26 protein-coding genes are annotated in these 24833 nt (G+C 36.2%); all 26 read left to right on the forward strand.

The genetic code is table 11. From position 1 onward, the window contains the following. The first annotated feature begins 150 nt into the window (after positions 1-150). The 26 genes from recA (at position 151) to I5677_RS16030 (ending at position 24556) form a co-directional block, all read left to right on the forward strand. Positions 151-1176 (forward strand): recombinase RecA, encoded by a 1026-nt coding sequence (gene recA / locus I5677_RS15905; RefSeq protein WP_197662644.1) that lies wholly within the window; start codon positions 151-153, stop codon positions 1174-1176. Between the two features lie 161 nt (positions 1177-1337). Next, positions 1338-1946, forward strand: coding sequence for a regulatory protein RecX (locus I5677_RS15910; protein WP_197662645.1), 609 nt, complete (start codon positions 1338-1340; stop codon positions 1944-1946). A gap of 210 nt (positions 1947-2156) precedes the next feature. Further along, entirely contained in the window at positions 2157-3593 is a 1437-nt protein-coding gene (locus tag I5677_RS15915) for an acyl-CoA carboxylase subunit beta (protein WP_197662646.1), read from the forward strand. 14 nt (positions 3594-3607) lie between these two features. After that, complete coding sequence (locus tag I5677_RS15920; RefSeq protein WP_197662647.1) at positions 3608-4003, forward strand: OadG family protein; 396 nt, start codon at positions 3608-3610, stop codon at positions 4001-4003. 46 nt (positions 4004-4049) lie between these two features. Next, positions 4050-4454 carry a biotin/lipoyl-containing protein gene (locus I5677_RS15925; protein WP_197662648.1) on the forward strand — a complete coding sequence of 135 codons (405 nt, stop codon included), beginning with the start codon at positions 4050-4052 and terminating at the stop codon, positions 4452-4454. 73 nt (positions 4455-4527) lie between these two features. Continuing rightward, entirely contained in the window at positions 4528-5682 is a 1155-nt protein-coding gene (locus I5677_RS15930; RefSeq protein WP_197662649.1) for a sodium ion-translocating decarboxylase subunit beta, read from the forward strand. A 52-nt stretch (positions 5683-5734) separates the two neighbouring features. Beyond that, positions 5735-7147 carry an oxaloacetate decarboxylase subunit alpha gene (locus tag I5677_RS15935; RefSeq protein ID WP_197662650.1) on the forward strand — a complete coding sequence of 471 codons (1413 nt, stop codon included), beginning with the start codon at positions 5735-5737 and terminating at the stop codon, positions 7145-7147. Positions 7148-7560: 413 nt separating this feature from the next. Further along, entirely contained in the window at positions 7561-9270 is a 1710-nt protein-coding gene (locus tag I5677_RS15940) for a PAS domain-containing hybrid sensor histidine kinase/response regulator (RefSeq protein ID WP_197662651.1), read from the forward strand. A 212-nt stretch (positions 9271-9482) separates the two neighbouring features. Continuing rightward, complete coding sequence (locus I5677_RS15945) at positions 9483-9848, forward strand: Hpt domain-containing protein (RefSeq protein ID WP_197662652.1); 366 nt, start codon at positions 9483-9485, stop codon at positions 9846-9848. A 206-nt stretch (positions 9849-10054) separates the two neighbouring features. Next, positions 10055-10399 carry a YlxM family DNA-binding protein gene (gene ylxM, locus I5677_RS15950; protein ID WP_197662668.1) on the forward strand — a complete coding sequence of 115 codons (345 nt, stop codon included), beginning with the start codon at positions 10055-10057 and terminating at the stop codon, positions 10397-10399. A gap of 6 nt (positions 10400-10405) precedes the next feature. Beyond that, positions 10406-11749 (forward strand): signal recognition particle protein, encoded by a 1344-nt coding sequence (gene ffh / locus I5677_RS15955; protein ID WP_197662653.1) that lies wholly within the window; start codon positions 10406-10408, stop codon positions 11747-11749. Positions 11750-11865: 116 nt separating this feature from the next. Continuing rightward, a complete protein-coding gene (gene rpsP, locus I5677_RS15960; RefSeq protein ID WP_197662654.1) occupies positions 11866-12108 on the forward strand; it encodes a 30S ribosomal protein S16 in 243 nt (80 codons plus the stop codon). A 35-nt stretch (positions 12109-12143) separates the two neighbouring features. Continuing rightward, a complete protein-coding gene (locus tag I5677_RS15965) occupies positions 12144-12374 on the forward strand; it encodes a KH domain-containing protein (protein ID WP_197662655.1) in 231 nt (76 codons plus the stop codon). Positions 12375-12568: 194 nt separating this feature from the next. Then, on the forward strand, positions 12569-13075 hold the full coding sequence (gene rimM / locus I5677_RS15970) for a ribosome maturation factor RimM (protein WP_197662656.1): 507 nt from the start codon (positions 12569-12571) through the stop codon (positions 13073-13075). Positions 13076-13178: 103 nt separating this feature from the next. After that, positions 13179-13955 carry a tRNA (guanosine(37)-N1)-methyltransferase TrmD gene (trmD, locus tag I5677_RS15975; RefSeq protein ID WP_197662657.1) on the forward strand — a complete coding sequence of 259 codons (777 nt, stop codon included), beginning with the start codon at positions 13179-13181 and terminating at the stop codon, positions 13953-13955. A 705-nt stretch (positions 13956-14660) separates the two neighbouring features. Next, the gene (gene rplS, locus I5677_RS15980) at positions 14661-15008 is read left to right on the forward strand and encodes a 50S ribosomal protein L19 (RefSeq protein WP_197662658.1); all 348 of its coding nucleotides are present in this window, start codon (positions 14661-14663) and stop codon (positions 15006-15008) included. Positions 15009-15355: 347 nt separating this feature from the next. Continuing rightward, a complete protein-coding gene (gene lepB / locus I5677_RS15985) occupies positions 15356-15955 on the forward strand; it encodes a signal peptidase I (RefSeq protein ID WP_197662659.1) in 600 nt (199 codons plus the stop codon). A gap of 130 nt (positions 15956-16085) precedes the next feature. Next, positions 16086-16967 (forward strand): ribosome biogenesis GTPase YlqF, encoded by an 882-nt coding sequence (gene ylqF / locus I5677_RS15990; protein ID WP_197662660.1) that lies wholly within the window; start codon positions 16086-16088, stop codon positions 16965-16967. 184 nt (positions 16968-17151) lie between these two features. Further along, positions 17152-17952 carry a ribonuclease HII gene (locus I5677_RS15995; RefSeq protein WP_330617947.1) on the forward strand — a complete coding sequence of 267 codons (801 nt, stop codon included), beginning with the start codon at positions 17152-17154 and terminating at the stop codon, positions 17950-17952. 217 nt (positions 17953-18169) lie between these two features. Further along, positions 18170-18469, forward strand: coding sequence for an EscU/YscU/HrcU family type III secretion system export apparatus switch protein (locus tag I5677_RS16000; protein ID WP_197662661.1), 300 nt, complete (start codon positions 18170-18172; stop codon positions 18467-18469). Then, a complete protein-coding gene (locus tag I5677_RS16005) occupies positions 18462-18812 on the forward strand; it encodes a YraN family protein (RefSeq protein WP_197662662.1) in 351 nt (116 codons plus the stop codon). The genes I5677_RS16000 and I5677_RS16005 overlap by 8 nt, the downstream gene beginning before the upstream one ends. A 281-nt stretch (positions 18813-19093) precedes the next feature. After that, positions 19094-19945 carry a peptidoglycan editing factor PgeF gene (gene pgeF, locus I5677_RS16010; RefSeq protein ID WP_197662663.1) on the forward strand — a complete coding sequence of 284 codons (852 nt, stop codon included), beginning with the start codon at positions 19094-19096 and terminating at the stop codon, positions 19943-19945. Positions 19946-20100: 155 nt separating this feature from the next. Then, positions 20101-21411: a DUF512 domain-containing protein gene (locus I5677_RS16015; RefSeq protein ID WP_197662664.1), complete on the forward strand. Its 1311-nt coding sequence runs from the start codon at positions 20101-20103 to the stop codon at positions 21409-21411. Between the two features lie 162 nt (positions 21412-21573). After that, the gene (der, locus tag I5677_RS16020; RefSeq protein WP_197662665.1) at positions 21574-22899 is read left to right on the forward strand and encodes a ribosome biogenesis GTPase Der; all 1326 of its coding nucleotides are present in this window, start codon (positions 21574-21576) and stop codon (positions 22897-22899) included. After that, on the forward strand, positions 22900-23526 hold the full coding sequence (plsY, locus tag I5677_RS16025) for a glycerol-3-phosphate 1-O-acyltransferase PlsY (RefSeq protein WP_197662666.1): 627 nt from the start codon (positions 22900-22902) through the stop codon (positions 23524-23526). A 22-nt stretch (positions 23527-23548) separates the two neighbouring features. Further along, positions 23549-24556, forward strand: coding sequence for an NAD(P)H-dependent glycerol-3-phosphate dehydrogenase (locus I5677_RS16030; RefSeq protein ID WP_197662667.1), 1008 nt, complete (start codon positions 23549-23551; stop codon positions 24554-24556). The last annotated feature ends 277 nt before the right edge of the window (positions 24557-24833 follow it).

Consider the following 24833-nt stretch of genomic DNA (forward strand, 5'->3'; position numbering starts at 1 on the left):
CAGTAACCTATTCTTTACTGTCAGCTAACTGTTTATCAATAAAAATATTGACATTGTAATTAAAATACGTTATGCTTATTAAAAGAACATAAGTTCGTATTAAATGAACATGGAGGAGAAATCCTCCAAAAACCATGGAGGATTGGGAATATGGCAAAAGATGATAAAATAAGGGCATTGGAATCTGCCTTAGCACAAATCGAAAAACAGTATGGTAAAGGTTCCGTAATGAAACTTGGTAATACCAGTACCAATATGAATATTGAAACAATCCCTACCGGATCGATTAGTCTGGATATCGCATTAGGACTTGGTGGTGTTCCTAAGGGAAGAATCATGGAGATTTATGGTCCGGAATCATCCGGTAAGACAACCGTAGCCTTACATATGGTTGCTGAAGTTCAAAAGAACGGGGGAATTGCCGGATTTATCGATGCAGAGCATGCCCTTGATCCTGTATATGCAAAGAACATTGGAGTTGATATCGATAATCTGTACATCTCGCAGCCGGATAACGGAGAACAGGCTCTGGAGATAACAGAGACCATGGTCCGTTCCGGAGCAGTTGATATCATCATCGTTGACTCAGTTGCTGCATTAGTACCAAAAGCAGAAATTGACGGAGAGATGGGTGATTCTCATGTCGGCCTTCAGGCAAGATTAATGTCACAGGCTCTACGAAAGCTTACAGCCGTTATTAGTAAATCTAATTGTATTGTAATCTTTATTAACCAGCTTCGTGAAAAAGTAGGTGTTATGTTTGGTAGCCCTGAAACCACTACTGGAGGACGTGCCCTTAAGTTCTATTCCTCCATCCGTTTGGATGTAAGAAGAATTGAATCTTTAAAACAGGGTGGAGATATTGTAGGTAACAGAACACGTATTAAGGTTGTTAAGAATAAAGTTGCTCCTCCCTTCAAGGAGGCAGAATTCGATATCATGTTTGGAAAAGGTATCTCCAAAGAAGGTGATGTATTAGATCTTGCAGCGAATACGGATATTGTCAATAAAAGCGGTGCATGGTATGCTTATAACGATTCAAAAATCGGTCAAGGTCGCGAGAATGCAAAGCAGTATTTGGCAGATAATCCCGAAATATTTGCTGAAATCGAAGCAAAAGTTAGAGAAAAATTCACACTGAAACCGGCTAAAAAGTATAACGAAGTTTTAGAATAATTAGAGTTAGATTTTTTTGTTTTATAATTATTTAGGCTGTCCGAAGGGGAATAGTCACATACGGAGCAGGGATATCCTGATACCGGGTGATATACTAAGGACAGCCTTTTCTTTAGGATAACATCTGTTCTTGCAGAAATAAGTTATTAGGAGAGATTTATATGATAATAACCCGGTTAGAAGAAATAGATAAATCAAAGGTCAAGGTATATATTGATGATGAATATGCATTTTTATTATACCAAAAGGATTTACGACGTTTTTGTATTGATGAAGGTAATGAAATTACCGTAACTTTATATCATGACTTAATGGAGGATGTAATTTTTCGCAGGGCAAAACAAAAGGCATTGGCATTATTAAAATTCATGGACCGTTCTGAAGCTGAACTGCGAAAGAAGTTAGAGGATGCTTTCTATCCTTCCCAAATTATTGAAAGAACCATAGCTTATGTCTATGAATATGGTTATATTAATGATGAACGATATACATCAATTTATATAAGAAACAGAAAACATACGAAAAGCAAACGTATCATTAAATCCGAACTGTTGACAAAAGGTATAAACAAGGAAATTATAGATAATATAATGATGGAAGAATATCAATCTGAAACTGAAGATCCTGAAGAAACAGCTATTAAAAAAGCTATTTATAAAAAAAAGAAAGCTCCTGAGGAGTTAGAGTATGAAGAAAAGCAGAAACTGATAGCATCCTTGTACAGAAAAGGTTTTGATATTGAGAAAATCAGACGTGTTTTGTCTGTATAACTATTTATAATGTATTAAATTGTCGTGAAAATAGGCTATTATAATATGTAAAATGGTAATTTCAGAACCGGTTTTAATTAATATTTTATATTATGTTAAAGTTATAACGGATCTAGAAATACACCTTGCCTTTTTAAGGTAAATATAATACAATTATAATCGGCAGAAAATTGGATTTTCAAACTACTATAGAAAAATGGAGGACTGAAAATGAGTAATACAGCACAACTGTCAGCAAGAGATAGAATCACTTCTTTGCTAGACGACAATAGTTTTGTTGAAGTCGGCGCTCACGTCACAAAAAGAAGTACAGACTTTAATTTAGCTCAGAAGGAAGTTCCTGCTGATGGTGTTATTACCGGTTACGGAGTGATTGACGGTAATCTCGTCTATGTATTTAGTCAGGATTCGGATGCACTTGGTGGTTCAATCGGTGAGATGCATGCAAAAAAAATTGCACATATTTATGATTTGGCACTTAAAGTTGGAGCTCCTGTTATCGGACTGATTGACTCATCAGGTATGAGATTGCAGGAAGCACAAGATGCCCTAAACGGCTTTGGAGAGATATACAAGAAGCAGACGTTAGCTTCCGGTGTAATTCCTCAGATTACCGCGATATTCGGTACTTGTGGCGGTGGCTTGGCGGTGATGGCTTCTTTAAGTGACTTTTCTTTTATGGAAGAGAAAAAGGCCAGATTGTTCGTGAACTCCCCTAACACGTTACTTAATAATTATAAAGAAAAAAATGATACTGCAAAAGCTGAATTTCATGCATCGGCGGGAACTGTTGACTATGTTGGAAAAGATGAATTAGAAGTTTTGTCTAAAATTCGTGAATTAGTTAGCATATTGCCATCTAATAATCAGGATGATGCTTCCTATGATGAATGCACCGATGATTTAAATAGAGTTCTACCCGGTTTCGAATCTGAAATAAATGATGCAAAAAGAGCTATTATATCCCTATCGGATAATCATTATTTCTTTGAAATAAAAACTGATTATGCAAAGGAAATGGTAATCGGCTTCATACGGCTTAATGGTATGACGGTCGGAGCCGTTGCTAACAGAACTGAGATATTAAATAATAATGGTAAAGTAGAGGAGCAATTTGACGGTTCATTAACTTCCAACGGCTGTTATAAAGCAGCTTCTTTTGTGAATTTCTGTGATGCATTCGAAATACCGGTATTAACACTGACGAATGTATGCGGCTACAAATCTACCATGGAAGAAGAGAGACTGATTGCAGATGCCAGTGCAAAATTGACTTATGCTTTTGCCAATGCAACCGTTCCTAAGGTAAATGTTATTGTAGGTAAGGCTTATGGCAGTGCTTATATAACAATGAATTCAAAGCATATTGGAGCGGATATGGTATTTGCGCTTCCAAATAGTGAAATAGGTATGATGGACGCCGAACTTGCAGCCCAGATAATGTATGAGGGTGATACTAAAGCTGTTATTAAAGAAAAAGCAGAAGAGTATGCCAAGCTTCAATCCAGTGCTTTATCAGCTGCAAAGAGAGGATATATTGACAACATCATTGAACCGGAAGAAGTCAGAAAGCATGTGATTTATGCATTCGAGATGTTGTTTACAAAAACTGAGAGCCGCCCGGATAAAAAGCATGGTTCAATATAGAATGAGGTGAATTTATGGAAACCCTACAATACGGTTTATTTAACCAAGTTGTTTTACTCTCGGAAAAGTCAATGGAAGAACGGTTGGAATCAGCCTCATTAAATACATTACTTGGTATGGGCATTGTCTTTTCTGTTTTGATTTTAATTAGTATATTAATTTCTTTCTTTAAAATCATCCCTTATCTGCAGCAAAAAAAAGCGAATGACAAGGTTGATACCGGCAGTTTGGTTGATCAGGTCATTGAGCAGATATCTAGGCAAGAAGAAGAGGAATTAATGGATGATTATGAGTTGGTAGCTGTTATTACAGCAGCAATTCAAGCTTCCATGGCTGAAGCCCTACCGGCCAATGGTTTTGTTGTCCGTTCCATTCGTAAGACCAATTACGGAAGAAAGGCCAATGCATAACAATGTACTATACCTACAGATGTGAATGAACAAGGAGGATTTTATCATGAAATATTATACAATTACCGTAAACGGTAATACCTATGAAGTTTCCGTGGAAGAAAACACCGGTGTAGCAGTATCGCAAGCAACTCCTTTAGCAGCACCTACTCCCGTGAAAACTTCAGCCCCCAAGGCAGAAGTAAAACAACCGACCCCTGCTAAACCTGCAGCTGCCCCCACAACAAGTGCAGCCGGTGGTGTAAAAGTGAGCTCTCCGATGCCCGGTAAGATATTATCTCTTAAGGCTAATGCCGGTCAGACGGTTAAAAAAGGTGAAGTTATTTTAATTCTGGAAGCCATGAAGATGGAAAATGAAATTGTAGCGCCTCAGGACGGTACAGTTGCCAGCATAAATGTTACAGTCGGACAATCCGTTGAAGCCGGAGATTTGCTCGCTACATTAAACTAAAGGATTTTCATAAGTTAATTATTTTAATTACTTCTATGTAAATCCCTGAAATTTCTAAGGGAGGTTTTCAGATATGGACTATATAATTAATACTTTATCCAATCTAGTCGAGAAGTCCGGTTTCGCTAATATAACCTATAAGAACGGTATTATGATACTCGTTGCCTGTATCTTTTTGTATCTGGCAATCAGAAAGCAATATGAGCCACTTTTACTTGTACCGATAGCCTTCGGTATGCTTTTAGTAAACTTATTCCCCGGCATTATGGCTGCACCGTATATTGATGCCAATGGCCATGAAGTGGCAGGCGGATTATTATATTATTTTTATATTGGTGATCATTTAGGTATCTTTCCTTCGCTCATATTCCTGGGTGTAGGAGCTATGACAGATTTTGGACCCTTGATTGCTAATCCATCAAGCTTTTTGTTGGGAGCTGCAGCACAGTTTGGTATCTATATGGCATACTTTGGAGCTATCTTATTTGGCTTTGAAGACGGAGCAGCGGCCGCCATATCTATTATCGGAGGAGCCGATGGTCCAACTTCCATCTTTTTGGCAGGTAAACTGGCTCCGGATATGATGGGACCGATTGCAGTCGCTGCATACTCCTATATGGCTTTAGTACCTATTATACAGCCTCCAATTATGAAGCTATTTACTACAAAAAAGGAACGTCTTATAAGAATGGATCAGCTAAGACCGGTTACTAAGTTAGAAAAAATTCTGTTTCCAGTTATCGTTACGATCGTGGTTGTACTTATTTTACCGGATACCGCTCCATTGGTCGGAATGCTGATGCTCGGTAACTTATTCCGGGAGAGCGGCGTTGTACGTAATTTGACCGAAGTTTCATCCAATGCCTTGATGTATATTGTTGTTATTTTACTCGGAACCTCGGTAGGTGCTACTACCAGTGCAGAAGCGTTCTTAACAACAAGTACTTTAAAAATAGTAGCTTTAGGTCTAGTAGCATTTATCTTTGGTACAGCATCAGGTGTTTTATTAGGTAAATTAATGTGTAAAGTTACCGGCGGAAAGGTAAATCCTTTAATCGGTTCTGCAGGAGTATCCGCTGTTCCTATGGCAGCTCGTGTATCTCAAAAGATGGGTGCAAAAGAGGACCCGAATAACTTCTTATTAATGCATGCCATGGGGCCGAATGTGGCAGGTGTTATCGGTACCGCGGTTGCAGCCGGAACATTTTTAGCTATATTTGGTAGATAACTATGAAACATTGAACATACAGACGTTCTCATATAGAACAGGAGGTTTTGCAATGACTGAACAAATAAAAAACCCGGTTAAAATAACCGAAACCATACTACGAGATGCACACCAATCACTGATTGCAACAAGGATGACAACGCAACATATGCTTCCCATTCTTGAAAAAATGGATCAAGTGGGCTACCATGCTGTTGAATGCTGGGGTGGGGCTACCTTTGACGCATCTTTGCGCTTTTTAAAAGAAGATCCTTGGGATAGGTTAAGGAATCTCAGAGATGGATTTAAAAATACAAAACTACAGATGTTATTACGGGGACAAAATCTCTTAGGTTACCGTCATTATGCCGATGATGTGGTTGAATATTTTGTACAAAAATCCATAGCAAATGGCATTGATATTATTCGTATTTTTGATGCTTTAAATGATATTCGTAATTTAGAATGCGCTGTCAAAGCAGCGAACAAAGAAAAAGGCCATGCTCAGATTGCTATTGCCTATACCCTAGGTGATGCATATACAACAGAATATTATGTAAATATGGCCAGAAAGATCGAAGATCTTGGCGCTTCATCTATTTGTATTAAAGACATGGCAGGTTTATTATTACCCTATGAGGCTACTACTTTAGTCAGTGCATTAAAATCAGCAGTAAACATTCCGATCAATGTGCATACGCATTATACCAGTGGTGTAGGCAGTATGACATATCTTAAGGCGGTAGAAGCAGGTTGTGATATCGTTGATACAGCTATATCACCCTTTGCACTTGGTACCAGCCAGCCAGCTACAGAAGTTATGGTTGAAACCTTTAAGGGAACTCCTTATGATACAGGCTTTGATCAGCAGCTACTGGCAGAAATTGCAGATTATTTCCGTCCGATTCGAGATGAATCCCTTGATACAGGATTATTAAATCCTAAGGTTATGGGTGTAAACATCAAAACTTTATTATATCAGGTACCGGGCGGAATGTTATCCAATCTTATTTCTCAATTAAAGGACCAGAAAGCGGAAGATAAATATTATGAAGTATTACAGGAGATCCCCAGAGTGCGTAAAGACTTTGGCGAACCTCCCTTGGTTACCCCATCCAGCCAGATCGTCGGAACTCAAGCTGTTTTAAATGTATTAGCCGGTGAACGGTACAAAATGGTTACCAAAGAAACAAAAGCATTATTATCAGGCGAATATGGTCAGACTGTGAAACCGTTTAATCAAGAGGTACAAAAGAAGGTTATTGGAGATAAAAAACCGATTACCTGCCGTCCTGCAGATCTGATTGAGTCTGAACTTAAAAAAATTGAAGCAGAGATTTCCGATTGGAAAGAACAGGACGAAGATGTATTATCCTATGCTTTATTTCCACAGGTTACAATGGATTTCTTCCGTTATCGTCAGGCCCAAAGAACAAAAGTGGATGTCACGGAGGCAGATACTGTGAATCAATCCTACCCAGTATAGGGAATAATATTTAGATATATTCAATCAGTCAATATATAAAACCGAAAAAACACACATAATGTGTTTTTTCGGTTTTTTTTACTATTAAACATATTATCACTCCACCATCCAGTACACTGTAATATTATCAATAACTAATATAAAAGAAATTATAAAATATCTTTTTTAAAATTTTCTAATTTGCCTAGCCACTATATGGATTAATGATAATTCTTAAGAAATCAATACAGTTATTGCAATCATACATTACTATATTAATATTACAAGATTAACACATTTACGAATTATATTTGACAACCGATAATTCCTCTGCTATATTAAAGTCATAAAATGTAAAATTATGATATATTTCGCAAATTTTTGTTTATAATGTTTCATGAAATGCGGTGATCAATATAAGTAACATATCTAATATGGTATTTCATTTATTTGTTGGTAAGGCTTTTGCCGGTTCTATCTCAATGGTATTAATTATCTTATCCTTATCTTTGTTCATTTTAGCTATTTATCTTGAAAAAAAATTTGCGAAAATGAACCGTAATATTTATTACAGAGAAGAGCTTTTTAATTCCCTTTGTTCCAATATTGATGACATTTTTCTTATTTATCATATAGGAAACCATAAAATAGAATATATTTCTCCTAACACAGATCGAACTCTTGGTATCAGTAGTAATAATATTAAAAAGAATCCGTTCATTATTTTTAATTATTCAGAAAACGATTTAAAAACTGAGATAAATCGAATTTTTACCAAAGACATCCTTTTAGAAAATTATGAAACAGAATGTAAATTGCTCAATCCAAAGACACATCAGCTTGTTTGGCTAATTCTACGGATTTATCCCGTCTTAGATCGACAAACTGTAATTCGATATATTATATGTATCTCAGATTTGACGAAGGAAAAGCAATCTCAGCAAATACTAAAAGATGCTCTTTTAAATGCACAGAAAGCCAATGAAGCCAAAAAAGAATTTTTGTCCCATATGAGTCATGAAATCAGAACACCGATCAATACAGTTCTTGGAATGGCACAGATCGCTTCAAACTATTTGGATAACAAAGAAAAGGTTTCTGATTGTTTAAATAAAATTTCGGTGGCTTCAAAGAATCTTCTTACCTTAGTAAATAACATTTTAGATATGTCAAAAAAAGACAGTAGCTCATTGCAGTTAACAAAAGAACCTTTCCATATATGCGAATTTTTATTTACATTTTCTTCAATAATAAAGACACAGGCAGAGCTTAATCAACAAGTGTTTGAATTAACCATAGACCAAATCCAGAATGATTTCTTGTTGGGAGATACATTGCGTCTTAATCAGATTTTATTAAACTGTGTATCGAATGCGCTAAAGTTCACTCCTACAGGCGGTAATATAAAACTAGAGGTTAGTGAAATTGAGAAACATGGGAATAAGGCATTATTTCGTTTCACTATCTCTGATAACGGTATAGGAATGAGTAAAGAATTTATTGAGAAAATATTCATCCCTTTTGAACAGGAGGAATTTATTGCTAAAAAATATGGTGGAAGCGGTCTTGGAATGCCTATTACAAAAAATCTCGTTACCTTAATGGGTGGAAATATATATGTAACCAGTAAACTTAATTTCGGAACTACGATCACAATCGATATTGTATTTGAAATCGCTAAACCGGATACAGAAATTGATGAGGATGCAAAAAATATTTCAAAGAAGCTGAAATATGATTTTAGTGAATACCGTATCTTAATTGTGGAGGATAATGATATAAATCTTGAAATCATATGCGAGATATTAAAACCTTCAAAAATTACAATTGATACCGCTTCAGATGGGCTTGAAGCTTTAGAGAAATTCAAGAACTGTAATGCATCCTATTATAATATTATTCTCATGGACTTACAAATGCCTAAAATGAACGGATATGAAACAGCAAAAGCAATTCGGGAATTAAATCATCCTGATTCTAAAAAAATATGTATCGTAGCAATGTCAGCAGATTCATTTGCAAAAGAAGCTGATATTGCTATAGAAAGTAATATCAATTACCATATAACAAAGCCGGTAGAGACAGAAGATTTATTTTCCTTATTATATAAAATAATAATAGATCCGGCATACCCAATTATATAACTTCTTCATTTTATACTTTATTGTTTTGATACATAACCTATAACTTAATTTTACGATGAATGTCTATATACCCTTACGGGAAGTTTTCGATAAAATCGAACATTTACTGTATCCAATTTATCTTTCTGAATATTGGTGACACTTACATATTTACACTATCTGGATACATATTTGACTGATATTATACTAGAACGATTAAAGGATGTGATTTTTTGGATATTAGAACAGAAAAGCTGATTGAGATTGGAGTTGATGTTCAGATAGTTGTAAATCGACTTGGCGGGAATGAAGCATTGTACCTATCTTTATGTAAAAAATTTTTATATGATAATAACTTTAAATTACTTCAGAATGCTCTTATATCGCAAAATTTTACAGCAGCAGAGGGTTTTGCCCATACATTGAAAGGTATCGCTGCTAATCTGGGGTTTACCTCTCTTGAGATTTTAAGTAGGTCTTTGTTACAGGATATTCGATTACAGGACTTTCGTTCTTTAGAGTATCATAATACATATTTAACGGAAGAATATTTCCGTATTAATACTGTATTAATGGAGATTTCAAACCCTGAATGCTGATATCTCAAGAAATACAATGCTTACGGTAAGTCATACTCTCAGCGAGACAGTCGTTTTCATTGTCTGGTTCAAAGTATCATGTATCATCTAATCCAAAGAAAAAGCCCTTGACAAAACATCATAAATTCGATATACTACCACCTGTAAAGAAAATTCCTTTACAGGTGGTGCATTTTATGAATCAGACCGGTCCACAGATAGACAAATTGGATGAAATACTTCAGCTATCCATATTATTTGATTTTTATGGTGATCTGTTAAATGACCATAAAAGGCAAATCTTTGAGGATTATGTGTTAAATGATTTATCTCTTAGTGAGATTGCCGTAGAAAAAGGTATCAGTAGACAGGGTGTCTATGATATCGTAAAAAGATGCAGTCAAGAACTTAAAGATTATGAAAGTAAATTAGCACTGGTTAAAAAGTTTAAATCGATAAAAGAGAAACTAAATAAGATAAAAGAAATTTCGGTACACTCAAAGTTAAATAATAATTTTACCGAAATAGAAGAAATAGAAACATTGGCAGACGATATTTTAAAGGAGCTGTAATTCGATATGGCATTTGAGAACCTATCAGATAAGCTACAAAATATATTTAAAAATTTAAAGGGCAAAGGCAGATTATCTGAAGCTGACGTTAAAACTGCCTTGAAAGAAGTTAAAATGGCTTTGTTAGAAGCCGATGTTAACTTCAAAGTGGTTAAATCTTTCGTAGCATCCGTCCAAGAAAGAGCGGTAGGACAGGACGTATTAACCAGTCTTACTCCCGGGCAGATGGTAATAAAAATTGTAAATGAGGAAATGGTTAAGTTATTAGGGGAACAAACAGTAGAACTTAGCCTAAAACCTTCCGGAGAAATCACTGTCATTATGATGTGTGGTCTTCAGGGTGCCGGTAAAACCACAACAACAGCAAAACTTGCCGGTAAATTGAAATCCAAGGGTAGAAAGCCTTTATTAGTTGCCTGCGATATCTATAGACCTGCGGCTATTGACCAATTACAGATTAATGGCGAAAAACAAGGGGTTAGTGTATTCTCTATGGGAGATAAGCACAAACCGGTCAACATAGCCAAAGCAGCCTTGGAGCATGCAGAAAAAAATGGTTATAATGTTGTTATTATAGATACTGCAGGTCGTCTTCATATTGATGAGGCCATGATGGATGAACTTAAGGAAATAAAAAATAGCCTTACGGTGCATCAGACCGTACTTGTAGTTGATGCAATGACAGGACAGGATGCTGTTAATGTATCTGAAATGTTTAATGAAAAATTAACCATAGATGGTGTTATCCTAACGAAACTGGATGGTGATACCAGAGGCGGTGCTGCATTATCAATTCGTGCAGTAACCGGCCGTCCTATTCTATATGCAGGAATGGGTGAGAAATTATCTGATTTGGAGCAGTTTTATCCTGATCGTATGGCTTCCCGAATCTTAGGAATGGGTGATATCTTAACTCTGATTGATAAAGCACAAGCAGAGTTTGATGAAACTAAGGCCAAAGAAATGGAACGGAAGTTTAAAAAAGCTGAATTTGATTTCAATGACTTTTTAGAACAGATGCAACAGGTTAAAAAAATGGGTGGACTTAATGATTTACTCGGTATGCTACCCGGCATGGGAAAACAGTTAAAAGACGTAGAAATTGATGAAAATGCCTTGTCCTCTACAGAAGCAATTATTTATTCTATGACAAAGAAGGAAAGAGCTAATCCGGATATTTTAAATCCATCCCGCAAAAAAAGAATTGCTGCTGGTGCCGGTGTTAGTATTAATGAAGTGAATGCTCTGGTAAAACAATTTGAACAATCCAAGAAAATGATGAAACAGTTTTCTGGAATGATGGGTGGTAAAGGTAAACGGGGTAAATTTAAAATGCCCTTTGGATTTTAGTTATTTGTTATGTTATGAATGAATAGAAATTGGCCTGCCAATGAACTTGTTCAATAACATTTACAATATATACGGTTCCTGAAAGAACCAAAGAAGAAATTAAGGAGGTGAAACAAATGGCAGTTAAAATCAGATTAAAGAGAATGGGACAGAAGAAAGCTCCTTTTTATAGAATCGTTGTTTCTGATTCCAGAACACCAAGAGATGGTAGATTCATCGAAGAGATCGGTACCTATGATCCTACAAAGAATCCCAGTGCTTTCAATGTTAATGAGGAAGCAGCTAAAAAATGGTTAGCAAACGGTGCAAAACCTACAGATACCGTTGGTAAAATATTCAAAAATGCAGGTATTCTGTAATCATTTTGAATATGCACTCATATGGAGGTAGTGATATGAAGGAGTTAGTTGAAGTAATCGCTAAATCACTCGTTGATCATCCCGATGAGGTTGTAGTTACGGAAAAAGAAACCGATAAGGCAATTGTAGTAGAATTAAAGGTCGCTTCTGACGATATGGGTAAGGTGATCGGCAAACAGGGCCGTATCGCAAAATCCATACGTACCGTAGTAAAAGCAGCCGCAACGAAGGATGACAAAAAAGTAGTAGTTGAGATTCTGCAGTAATCAAAATTGACTACATCAATCATTCATTGATGTAATTGTCTTTTAAGTTTGCCGTAGCCTGACCAAATTGCTGCATAGAAAGTTCAAGGAGGCTGTCTGTTATGTCCTTACGACATAGTAGTTCAGCTTCTTTTTGTGCATACTAGTTAGTGATTAAGCAGTCACGAATAAAAAATAAAGGATCGATATAATATATGGAAAATTATCTTAGAGTCGGAGTTATAAGCAATACCCATGGGGTCCATGGAGAAGTCAAGGTATATCCCACTACAGACGACCCAAATCGTTTTCAAGAATTAAAGCAGGTTATTTTGGATACAGGAAAAGAAATGATCACTTTGGAGATTACAGGTGTAAGATTCTTCAAACAATTTGTATTATTAAAATTCAAAGGCATTAACAATATCAATGATATCGAAAAATATAAAGGAAAAGATCTGCTCATTACCAGAGACAAGGCAGTGAAGCTTCAAAAAGATGAATACTTTATCTTTGACCTGATTGATTCTGAAGTATATACAGATGAAGGCAATAAACTCGGTGTACTGACTGAAATCTTAACCTCATCGGCCAATGATGTATATGTGGTGAAAACTATGGATAACAAAGAGATTTTATTACCTTCAATCAAAGAATGTATCCTTGACATAGATGTTGAAAACAAAAGAATAACCGTTCATTTAATGAAAGGTCTTATATAACGCTACAAAGAATATATGGTAAAAATGTTTACCTATTTTCATATTTATAGATCTATAAATTATCTTCATTTATGGCGTATCACATACGCAGATGGGAGCTAAAATGAATTTTCATGTACTAACGCTGTTTCCTGATATGGTACAAAACGGTTTAAACACCAGCATTACAGGAAGAGCAATCGAAAAAGGTTTGATATCGGTGAATACCGTTAATATTCGGGATTTTTCCGATGATAAACATAAGAGAGTTGACGATTATCCTTACGGCGGAGGGGCTGGTATGGTGATGCAGGCCGAACCGATATATAAGGCCTATGGTTATCTGGCAAATCATATTAAAATGTCAAAAGATGACCAGACTGCATACAAAAAACCTCGAGTTGTCTACGTTACACCTCAAGGTGAAATTTTCAACCAAAGTATGGCGCAGGAGTTAGCAGCAGAAGAGGATCTGATCCTATTATGCGGCCATTATGAAGGCATTGATGAACGGGTATTAGAGATGATTGTATCGGATTATGTATCCATCGGAGATTATGTTCTAACCGGCGGAGAATTACCTGCCATGGTAATGATTGATTGTATCTCCAGATTGATACCGGGCGTTTTAAATAACGAAACCTCCTCCGAATTCGAATCCTTACAGGACAACCTTTTAGAATATCCTCAATATACCCGTCCGGAAGTGTTTATGGGCCGAAAAGTACCTGAAGTGTTATTATCGGGTCATCATGCCAATATTGAAGCCTGGAGAAGACAAGAATCCATTATCCGGACGTATGAGCGTCGTCCCGATCTGTTGGAACAGGCTGAGTTAACTGAAGAAGAGCGAGAATTCTTAACCCGACTTATATTCCAAAAGAATTACGATGTATATTAGATTGATGTATTATTCATTGTTTAAAGTAAGAGAGCCAGTGTAGAAAGGGTAAATAGAAGACTTGATCGGGATTATGGCTTTGAAAAGCATACGATTCGTGGTAAAGACAAGATAAAACTATTTATCGGAGTAACCTTTCTTGTAGGACTTACCATGTCGAAAGCAAAGATAGAGAAGGGTATAAAAGAACATTTGGCATCATTAGTATCGTAAAACCATTGAAAGACAGGTTGCTGACGAGGACGGACGGTAATGGGATACTATTTTGAAAGCATTTGCAGTTTACGTGCAATTCTTATGATATCAAAGCGAACAAAGTTCGCTTGAGCGAACGATAAAATCAGACGTGCGATAATTCTCACGAGCGAAAACTGTCTAACGAGGGAAATGCAGAGGAAAGCTACTGTGTAGGTTTTCTCTGTATTTGCGGAGGAGTTTTTTCGCGGTCTGATTGCTTCAAGTGAGCGAAGATATCTTAGAAGTACAAGTAAACTGGAACCGGCTTTTCAAAATGGTACCCATTTACCGGTAGTCCTGTTAACAACCGTGACTAAAATCGTTACAGCGACAAAGATTCTTACTAAAAAACACTTGCAATCTCCCATATTCTATGCTAAAGTAAGATGTTGTGAGAATGGATGGTCCTCTGGTACATGGTAAAACCAAATCGTATTAAGAACGTCTAAATAAATAGGAGGTCACAAAATGAACGATATTATTAAAAGTATTGAAGCTGAGCAATTAAAATCAGATGTTACTGCATTTAATGTTGGTGATACAGTACAGGTATACGCTAAGGTAAAAGAAGGTAACCGTGAAAGATTGCAGGTATTCGAAGGAACTGTTATCAAAAGACAGAACGGTGGAGCTAGAGAAACCTTCACAGTAAGAAAAACATCCAATGGTATTGGTGTTGAAAAAACCTGGCCTTTACACAGTCCAAGCATTGACCGTATCGAAGTAACCAGACGCGGTAAAGCAAGAAGAGCGAAATTGTTCTATCTTCGTGAAAGAGTTGGTAAGAAGGCTAAAGTAAAAGAATTATTAAGATAGTAACGTAAAAGGGACAATTACATATGTATTGTCCCTTTTTATAACACTAAAATTAGTTATCGAAGAGTATCAAATTATATAAAAGAAACAAGAAATGATAAAAACATCCCGGAAATGGAAAGACTTACATATAATCGCATCTTATATTCATAAAAATTAAGATTAAATACTATAAATAAATTTTTACTACCTGTATTGATACAAACCTAAGTATTGTCTATGAATACATAGAATCTCAATATAGGGTATCAAATAAGTCACCTACGAGTGCCAATTAAGGGTATCGGAGAAATCACATATGTATATGTTTTTCCGTCTTTTCATAAACGAAGGAGAAGGACGTTGTTATGGAATTTGATTTTGAAAAAGAAAGTAAAAAACCGGTAATAATGAAAATACTGATTGATGTCTTCATCTGGATAGCACAAATTGCAGCTGTTATATTTTTGGCATATTTTATCATATATTATGCCTTGGAAAAAACAAATATGATAGGTATCTCAATGGAAAGTACCCTATATGATGATGATCCGATTATTATTAATAAATTCTCATATCGTTTCAACGATCCAAAACGATTTGATGTAGTTGTTTTTAAGCAAAGCGGTAAAGAACATAGCTATTATAATATAAAGAGAATTTATGGACTACCCGGTGAGACAATACAGATTATTGATGATAATATCTATATTAACGGTGAAATAATTGAAGATATCGTCAAGGCAGAACCAATGGCTAATTATGGTCTGGCTGGCGAAGCAATTACTTTGGAAGAAAATGAGTATTTTGTACTGGGTGATAATCGAAATAACAGTGAAGATAGCAGATTTGCCAGCCTTGGTAATATTACAAAGGATGAAATTATCGGTAAAGCTTTTCTGCGTTTATCCCCATTCAATTTTGTCAATAAACTTAATTTAAAACAAGAAAATCAGGAAGAGGATTAAACTAACGCTATCTTTAGAATAAGCTACTTTATTAAAATATAGATAGAATGTTATAAGAATTAAGGAAATATGATATATCCCTTATAAAACTGTACCTGATTGCCTGATTAAGACAGAAAGAGGTAGAAATATGAATTTACAATGGTATCCCGGTCATATGGCCAAAGCAAAGAGAATGATGCAGGAAAACATAAAATTGGTGGACGTTATTATCGAGTTGGTGGACGCACGAATTCCATTGTCCAGTAAAAACCCTGATATTGACTCCCTTGCCGGCAATAAATCCAGGGTTATTCTGCTAAACAAATATGATATGGCAGATATGCGGTATACCAATGCGTGGAAAGCATATTTTGAAACAAAGGGTTATTATGTTACACTGGTAAATTCAAGAAACGGTAATGGTGTGAAACAGGTGAAAGATGTCGTTAATAAAGCCTGTGAAGCTAAAATCGAACGGGACAGAAAAAGAGGAATATTAAATCGTCCTGTCCGCGCTATGGTTGTTGGTATACCAAATGTAGGAAAATCCACCTTCATTAACAGCTTTGTCGGAAAAGCCACTGCAAAAACCGGTAATAAACCCGGTGTAACAAAGGGAAAGCAATGGATTCGCCTCAATAAAAACATAGAGTTATTAGATACCCCTGGAATTCTATGGCCTAAATTCGAAGATCAAGCGGTAGGACTGCGTCTTGCTATGATTGGTTCTATCAATGATAATATTATTAATACCACCGAGCTGGCTTGTGAATTGATTTTATTCTTGAGCAATTACTATAAGGATTCTTTAAAGGACCGTTACGGACTGGAAACACTTGAGGTTTTAGAGAATTTAGAGAGCGCTGAGCATGTACTTAAACAGATTGCAATAAAGCGTGCCAGCTTGCTAAAAGGTGGAGAACCTGATATAGATAAGGCAGCCAATTATGTAATTGATGATTTTAGAAATGTCAGACTCGGTAACATAACTTTGGAATTTCCTGAAAGCTTAGAAGAATTAAAAGAGTAATATAAATAATAATAGTACCATAAGGTATTTACAAAATTTGCTTAGCACAAGAGACCATTCGATATTATATTCATAAAGAACGATAATAGGACTATGATTGAAAATACAGGAAATTTATATACTGAAGATTTTTATTAAAGATTTAAGTCTTTTTAGACTAACCACACGGAAGGAAAAAGTTATTATGGACCAACCAATGAACGAAGTTACTACTAGAAAGATGTCGTTTAAGAATAAAATCAGTGAAATAAAGCTGGAATTCATGCAGGCAATGATAACAGATATTCCGGCTTTATTAGAAAAATATGAAGAGGATGACAGAAGCGGGGTAATCACCTTGTGTCAGCAAAATAAGGTTCGTTTGGAAGCCTACTACAAAGAGCTGAAACGAACCGAGGCAATGAAAGAATATGAACGCAGTCATGCGAATTGTACATATATATGTGGAATAGATGAAGTAGGCAGAGGCCCCTTCGCCGGACCTGTGATTGCCTGTGCTGTGATTTTACCTAAGGATTGTAACATACTATATATTAATGATTCAAAAAAACTGACTGAAAAAAAACGGGAAGAATTGTATGATGAAATAATCACAACGGCAATTTCTTATGGTATCGGCAGTGTTCCGCCATCTAGAATTGATGAAATCAATATATTACAGGCAACCTATGAAGCAATGCGTAAAGCCATTGAGAATCTATCTGTGAAACCCGATATATTATTAAATGATGCTGTAACAATTCCAGGAGTGAATATAAAGCAGGTCCCGATTGTGAAGGGCGATTCAAAAAGCATCTCCATCGCTGCAGCCAGTATCATTGCGAAAGTGACCCGTGATCGACTTATGGTGGAATATGATAAGGTATTTCCTGAATATGATTTTGCAAGTAACAAAGGCTATGGCTCCGGAAAGCATATTGATGCAATTAAAAAAAATGGACTAACACCCATTCACAGAAAAAGCTTTTTAAAAAATTTCATTTAACATAATAATTGGATTCACAACACAAACATTTTATAATATGATTAATTAATAATTCTAAATACTTTTATTTGGTAATAAAATGATCAACAGTTTCGTGTACTCTTAGATTTACTGATATATTGAAGATATCGGTTGGTAAATTACATCTTCAATCGACGTATGAATCATATGCTACTATATTGATTTAACTTCTGATAGAATAGTATGGAGAGAAATTATGAAAAGACCGGAAGATATTAAGAAACCAAAGACTGCGGTTGCTGTTTCCTATAATCCGAAGGATGATGCACCTAAAGTAATTGCTGCAGGACGAGGCTATCTGGCGGAACGAATCATCGAAAGAGCAGGAGAAGCCAACATACCGCTTCATAAGAATGAAGGCTTAGCTGAAACCTTATCAAAAGTTGAGATTGGATCCTATATTCCTCCCGAGCTTTATGATGTGGTGGCTGAAATCCTTGTGTTTGTCGATCATATGGACCGTATTAAAGGTAAGGTTGATAATACGAATGAATAAAAGAGAAGTAGGAACACAATATGAATATAGAGCAGCGGATTTTTTAAGAAAGCATGGTTACGAAATAATTCATCGAAATTTTCGGTGCAGAATCGGCGAGATCGATCTGATAGCAAAATCCGAAGGATATTTATGTTTTATTGAAGTAAAATATCGTTCCAATACCTATCATGGTTTTCCTGCTGAAGCTGTGAACATCAGAAAAATAATGAAGATTCATAGAACCGCCCAATATTATATGCTGATAAACCAAATTCCGCAACATACCCCTTGTCGCTTTGATGTAGTTGTCATCTTAAATGGTGAATTCACATTATTAAAGAATGCTTTTGAAGGTGTTTAAAGAAGCTGATGTATATAAGCTTTACGGAATATGGCGTAAGTGCATCTAATATTTGGTATAAAATCTTCTGAAGAAGCACTTCTCACAAACACAGGTTGACGGACTTATTATCGATAATGTATGCCTTAATCTATAATATATGTTCGCTCTAGTCATACATAATCAACAATATGTTTGTCAACCTGATTATTAAACTATTCGAAACCTCATAAATTTAATCTTATAACAGCTTATCCGATTTTTACATTATTACAATCAATATAAAGAAAGGCTTGATTTCCATGATTTTTGAAAACAATCCTTCGGCTTGCCTGAATCAAAGTGCCGAAGTTCCCTATATCACTTTTCCTGCATTGTCAGATATATCCTTTGTGATACACGGTTTTTCTACCAGACTGGGTGGTGTTAGTAAGGATATCTTTTCCTCCATGAATCTTGCTTCCGGTTCCTTACCCTATAAGGATGATTTCTCCAATGTATTAGAAAATTTTGAAAGAATAGCCGCCAGTATCGGAATTGATCCCCATTCCATTGTAATGTCCGATCAAGTCCATAAAACCAATATTCGATTGGTGGATGAGTTTGACCTTGGTAAGGGTTTATATCATGCCAGGGACTATAAAGAAATTGACGGACTGATCACCAATAAACCGGGTATCACTCTAGTAACAAAATATGCAGATTGTGTTCCTCTCTTTTTTGTGGATATAAAGAAAAAAGCAATTGGATTGACCCATTCCGGATGGCGAGGAACCGTACAAAAGATTGGACTGCTAACGGTATTAAAGATGAAAGAAGCTTTTAACAGTAGTCCGGAGGATATGATTGCAGTGATTGGTCCCTCCATCTGTCATAACTGCTATGAAGTAGGAGAGGAAGTTGCAAAGGAATTCATAAATTCGTTTTCCAAAACAGATATCGACAAAATTATCGTAAGTAATGCAAACGGAGGATATCAATGTAACCTATGGGAAGCAAACAAAGCGATATTAATCGAAGCAGGACTAAAACAGGAAAACATTCATATGTCCGGTGTCTGTACCTCCTGTCGCAGTGATTTGCTATTTTCTCATCGAAAAACCGGTGGAAAAAGAGGAAGTCTTGCTGCTTTTTTAGCTATTAGGAATACATGATTTTAATAATAAGCATAACAAATAAAAGTGAAGTAAATGCAGAAAATAATGATACAAAAGTAATGAAAGGTACTACCAATAAAACGATATCTGAAAAAACCTATCATGGAGTGTATCATTTATTATTGCATGTATTAGAGAGATAAGGTGTATATATGAAGAAAAAAGCACACATTATAAAAGAGATAGAAACAGGTAGTATTGCAGAAGAAATGGAGCTTACACCTGGTGATGAATTATTGTCAATTAACGGCAAAGAGATTAAAGATGTATTGGATTATCATTATCTAATAAAGGATGATTTTCTTACCGTTATTATTAAAAAGCCTGACGGTGAAGAATGGGAGCTGGAGATCGATAAGGATTATGATGAGGATTTAGGTATTGTATTTGAAGAAGGTTTGATGGATGAGTATAGGTCCTGCAGAAATAAATGTATCTTTTGTTTTATTGATCAAATGCCCCCAGGCATGAGAGATACCCTTTATTTTAAAGATGATGATGCCAGATTATCCTTTCTTCAGGGCAATTACATTACCTTAACTAACCTAAGCGAGGAAGAGATTGACCGCATCCTGTTTTATAAGCTTTCCCCGATTAATATTTCAATTCATACTACGAATGAAGAACTTCGTAAGAAAATGCTCCATAACCGTTTTGCTGGAAGCGCCCTTGATAAAATAAAGCGACTAAAAGATGGTGGCATCACTATGAATGGTCAGATTGTATTATGTAAGGGCTGGAATGATGGGGAAGAGTTAGAACGTACTATCCATGATTTATCCGCTTATCTGCCTGAGATGGAAAGTGTATCCATTGTTCCGGTTGGCCTTACGAAATTTCGTGAAGGTTTAGAGCAACTGGAAAAGTTCACAAAAGAAGACGCAATAAAAGTATTAGAGACAATTCATAAGTGGCAGTGTATATTTTTACAGCATTATAAAACCCGTTTTATCTATGCCGGAGATGAATGGTATTTAAAAGCTGGTTTGCCTATACCGGATGAAGAAGCCTATGAAGGCTATCCACAGCTGGAAAATGGTGTCGGGATGTTAAGATCCTTTCAAAACGAATTTGAACTATATTTTAACAGCCTAACCGGTGATGATCGAACAAAAAATATTTCTATGGCTACCGGTGAACTGGCGGCTCCTTATTTTTATGAGGCTGCGAAACAATTAAAAATAAAATTTCCTAACATCCAGGTCAATGTATATACGATTAAAAATCAGTATTTCGGACCGGAAATCACTGTGGCCGGATTGATAACCGGAGGCGATTTAATAGAACAATTGAAGGGACTTTCCTTAGGAGATTATCTGATGCTTCCGGATGTTTTACTGCGAAATGGAGAAACTATACTACTAGATGATCTTACAGTAGATGAGATTGAAAATGCTTTACAAACAAGTATCCATATTGTACAATCAGATGGAAAGTCTTTCATTGATACCATTATTATGTAAGATGAAATAAAAACATATATAAAGTACAGCTTACTTTTGTACTTATATTAAAGAATGTTTATTAAGTTTCATTCATTATTTTATGTTATGTTTTTGAAGGAATTCAGTTTTTCTTTCTGATGTATCATTGCTTGAAACGAATAAACGAAATAGGAGAGTACTATGAGCAGACCAATTGTAGCTATCATCGGAAGACCGAATGTTGGTAAATCAACCCTGTTTAATGCTTTGGCAGGAGATCGTATTTCTATTGTTAAAGACTACCCGGGTGTAACCAGAGATCGGATCTATGCCGATGTTACATGGCTTAATACACAATTTACTATGATAGATACCGGAGGAATTGAACCGGATAGTAAGGATGAGATGTTGTCCTATATGAGACTGCAGGCTGAGATTGCCATTGATACAGCAGATGTCATTGTCTTTTTAGTTGATGTAAGACAAGGGTTGGTAGACTCCGATTCTAAAGTGGCTGATATGCTTAGAAGAAGTGGCAAACCGATTGTTCTGGTAGTAAATAAGGTGGATAATTTTGAAAAATTGATGCCGGATGTATATGAATTTTATAATCTCGGAATCGGTGATCCAATGCCCATATCCGCTTCATCAAAGCTAGGTTTTGGTGATATGTTGGATGAGGTAGTGAAACATTTTCATTCCGGTAATACGGAGGAAGCAGAGGATGAGCGTCCACGAATTGCGATTGTTGGAAAGCCCAATGTTGGCAAATCCTCCATTGTTAATAAGTTACTCGGAGAAACCAGAGTGATCGTCTCTAACATAGCCGGTACCACCCGTGACGCTGTCGATACTCCAATAAGACGCAATGGTAAGGACTATGTTTTAATTGATACTGCAGGACTTAGAAGAAAGAATAAAATAAAAGAGGAATTAGAACGTTTTAGTATCATTCGAACGGTAACTGCTGTTGAACGGGCCGATGTGGTTGTTTTGGTGATTGATGCAACCGAAGGTGTTACGGAGCAGGATGCAAAAATTGCAGGGATTGCCCATGATCGTGGTAAAGGTATGGTAATCGCTGTTAATAAGTGGGACCTGATCGAGAAGAACAACAAGACCGTCAAAGAATTTACAACGGATATTAAAGATGTTCTTTCCTTTATGCCATATGCAGAAATTATATTTATCTCAGCTGAAACAGGCCAGAGGATGCACAAATTATTCGAAGTAATTGAGGTTGTAATACAAAATCAAAACTTACGTATTTCTACCGGTGTACTCAATGAAATTATGATGGAAGCTATTGCCTTACAACAACCTCCTTCGGATAAAGGGAAACGGCTTAAACTTTATTACATCACTCAAGTTTCGGTGAAACCGCCCACATTTGTCATCTTTGTGAATGATAAGGAACTGATGCATTTTTCTTATACCAGATATATTGAAAATAAAATTCGGGAGGCCTTTGGTTTTTCCGGAACATCATTAAAGTTTTTTATTAGGGAGCGAAAGGAGAACTCATAAATGGTAATTAAAGTCATACTTTCCTTAGGAATAGGTTATTTGTTCGGTTGTTTCTCTACGGCATATTTATTAGGAAAGTTATATAAGGTGGATATCCGTAACTACGGCAGCGGAAATGCAGGTACCACGAATGCACTTCGAACCTTAGGAGCAAAAGCAGGTGTTATCACTTTACTTGGTGATATGCTGAAAGCAATTATTGCAATCCTTTTGGTCCGCTATGCAATTTTCTCTGACGTTGATTTTGTACAGTTATTAACTTTATATACCGGTCTTGGCGTTGTACTAGGCCACAATTATCCGGTTTGGCTGGGCTTTAAAGGTGGAAAAGGCATAGCTGCAACCGCAGGTGTCATGGTAGCCTTTGATCCTTGGATTATACCAATTGGTCTGCCTCTGTTCGTTATTACAGTAGCACTTACCCGATATGTATCGGTAGGTTCTCTGGTTGTAGCTGTATTATTACCGATATGGGTTCTAATCCGAACAGAAGGTAACTTACATATGCTTATAGTATCCCTGATTTTTATGATATTGGCATTTATAAAACATCGTACCAATATTAAGAGACTAATGAATGGGACCGAAAATAAACTGGGGCATAGAATAAAGGTTGATCAAAAATAACATCATACGAAGGAGGCTGCTTATGAGTAAAGTAGGTGTATTAGGTGCAGGAACCTGGGGTTGTGCCTTAGCGATACTTTTAAATGACAATGGGCATGAGGTTACCATCTGGACAAAAATAGAAAATGAAGCAAAAGCTTTAGAGGCGAGTCGGGATAATCTGAAAAATCTTCCCGGAGCTAAGCTTTCTAATAAAATTAAAATTAATTTAAACCTAGAAGAAGTATGCACCGACAAAGATTTAATTGTTATGGCTGTAGCTTCCCCCTATATCAGAGCTACAGCAAATGCTGCTAAGCCTTATATTAAGCAAGGACAGATAATTGTCAATGTATCCAAAGGTTTGGAGGATTCAACTTTACTTACCTTATCAGAGGTGTTGGAAGAGGAAATACCACAAGCAGATATTGCTGTTTTATCCGGTCCCACCCATGCAGAAGAGGTTAGCCGTCAAATTCCAACCACCATAGTAGTGGGAACTACAACGAAAGAAACGGCTCATTTTATTCAGGATATCTTTATGAATGATGTCTTTCGTGTATATACCAGTCCGGATATCATAGGCATTGAGCTGGGCGGTTCCTTGAAAAATGTCATTGCCCTGGCTGCAGGTGTAATAGACGGCTTAGGTTTAGGAGATAACACAAAAGCAGCTCTCATGACCAGAGGTATGGCTGAAATCAGCCGCCTAGGCATGAAAATGGGCGGTAAACTGGAAACCTTTGCGGGCTTATCCGGCATGGGCGATTTGTTTGTTACCTGTACCAGTAAACACAGCCGCAACAGAAATGCAGGTTATCTGATGGGACAAGGCTTAACCATGGAAGAAGCCATGAAAGAAGTAAATCAGGTAGTAGAGGGTGTCAACTCCGCGAAAGCAGCTCTTACCCTTGCAAGAAAATATGATGTGGAGATGCCAATCGTAGAACAGATTAATAAGGTTCTTTTTGAAGGAAAGACTCCGAAGGAGGCTCTGAATGATCTCTTAATCAGAGATAAGAGGACTGAGTATAAATCTCTTGAGTGGTAATGATAATTTCTTCCTTAATAACTCGATTAAAAACTTAATTAAAATGATAACAATATCATAATATGTAGTTGATATCATAATATTTAAAAGATATCATAATGAATAACCATAATAATTAGGAATGTTGCTGACTAAGCTACATTCCTTTTTTGGCTCATTGTCAAGTGTTGGGGTGTGATTCATTTGAATCATGCCCCAACACTGGTTTTAGAGCTATTTTTATGTTTATAGGTTCTATAAGGTGTTTTAGGGTGCACTTAATAAGCCTACCACTATT

It is taken from the genome of Mobilitalea sibirica, from assembly GCF_015999265.1.
GTDB lineage: Bacteria > Bacillota > Clostridia > Lachnospirales > Lachnospiraceae > Mobilitalea > Mobilitalea sibirica.

What these genes read in the sequence shown, in the direction of transcription:
- lepB (WP_197662659.1), top strand. Translation starts at nt 15,356, where the DNA reads ATGGAATTTGATTTTGAAAAAGAAAGTAAAAAACCGGTAATAATGAAA.
- I5677_RS15995 (WP_330617947.1), top strand. Translation starts at nt 17,152, where the DNA reads ATGGACCAACCAATGAACGAAGTTACTACTAGAAAGATGTCGTTTAAG.
- rplS (WP_197662658.1), top strand. Translation starts at nt 14,661, where the DNA reads ATGAACGATATTATTAAAAGTATTGAAGCTGAGCAATTAAAATCAGAT.
- I5677_RS15935 (WP_197662650.1), top strand. Translation starts at nt 5,735, where the DNA reads ATGACTGAACAAATAAAAAACCCGGTTAAAATAACCGAAACCATACTA.
- ylqF (WP_197662660.1), top strand. Translation starts at nt 16,086, where the DNA reads ATGAATTTACAATGGTATCCCGGTCATATGGCCAAAGCAAAGAGAATG.
- plsY (WP_197662666.1), top strand. Translation starts at nt 22,900, where the DNA reads ATGGTAATTAAAGTCATACTTTCCTTAGGAATAGGTTATTTGTTCGGT.
- I5677_RS16005 (WP_197662662.1), top strand. Translation starts at nt 18,462, where the DNA reads ATGAATAAAAGAGAAGTAGGAACACAATATGAATATAGAGCAGCGGAT.
- I5677_RS15910 (WP_197662645.1), top strand. Translation starts at nt 1,338, where the DNA reads ATGATAATAACCCGGTTAGAAGAAATAGATAAATCAAAGGTCAAGGTA.
- der (WP_197662665.1), top strand. Translation starts at nt 21,574, where the DNA reads ATGAGCAGACCAATTGTAGCTATCATCGGAAGACCGAATGTTGGTAAA.
- I5677_RS15920 (WP_197662647.1), top strand. Translation starts at nt 3,608, where the DNA reads ATGGAAACCCTACAATACGGTTTATTTAACCAAGTTGTTTTACTCTCG.
- I5677_RS15940 (WP_197662651.1), top strand. Translation starts at nt 7,561, where the DNA reads ATGGTATTTCATTTATTTGTTGGTAAGGCTTTTGCCGGTTCTATCTCA.
- I5677_RS15915 (WP_197662646.1), top strand. Translation starts at nt 2,157, where the DNA reads ATGAGTAATACAGCACAACTGTCAGCAAGAGATAGAATCACTTCTTTG.
- I5677_RS15965 (WP_197662655.1), top strand. Translation starts at nt 12,144, where the DNA reads ATGAAGGAGTTAGTTGAAGTAATCGCTAAATCACTCGTTGATCATCCC.
- rpsP (WP_197662654.1), top strand. Translation starts at nt 11,866, where the DNA reads ATGGCAGTTAAAATCAGATTAAAGAGAATGGGACAGAAGAAAGCTCCT.
- rimM (WP_197662656.1), top strand. Translation starts at nt 12,569, where the DNA reads ATGGAAAATTATCTTAGAGTCGGAGTTATAAGCAATACCCATGGGGTC.
- recA (WP_197662644.1), top strand. Translation starts at nt 151, where the DNA reads ATGGCAAAAGATGATAAAATAAGGGCATTGGAATCTGCCTTAGCACAA.
- ffh (WP_197662653.1), top strand. Translation starts at nt 10,406, where the DNA reads ATGGCATTTGAGAACCTATCAGATAAGCTACAAAATATATTTAAAAAT.
- I5677_RS16030 (WP_197662667.1), top strand. Translation starts at nt 23,549, where the DNA reads ATGAGTAAAGTAGGTGTATTAGGTGCAGGAACCTGGGGTTGTGCCTTA.
- pgeF (WP_197662663.1), top strand. Translation starts at nt 19,094, where the DNA reads ATGATTTTTGAAAACAATCCTTCGGCTTGCCTGAATCAAAGTGCCGAA.
- trmD (WP_197662657.1), top strand. Translation starts at nt 13,179, where the DNA reads ATGAATTTTCATGTACTAACGCTGTTTCCTGATATGGTACAAAACGGT.
- I5677_RS15925 (WP_197662648.1), top strand. Translation starts at nt 4,050, where the DNA reads ATGAAATATTATACAATTACCGTAAACGGTAATACCTATGAAGTTTCC.
- I5677_RS16015 (WP_197662664.1), top strand. Translation starts at nt 20,101, where the DNA reads ATGAAGAAAAAAGCACACATTATAAAAGAGATAGAAACAGGTAGTATT.
- I5677_RS16000 (WP_197662661.1), top strand. Translation starts at nt 18,170, where the DNA reads ATGAAAAGACCGGAAGATATTAAGAAACCAAAGACTGCGGTTGCTGTT.
- I5677_RS15930 (WP_197662649.1), top strand. Translation starts at nt 4,528, where the DNA reads ATGGACTATATAATTAATACTTTATCCAATCTAGTCGAGAAGTCCGGT.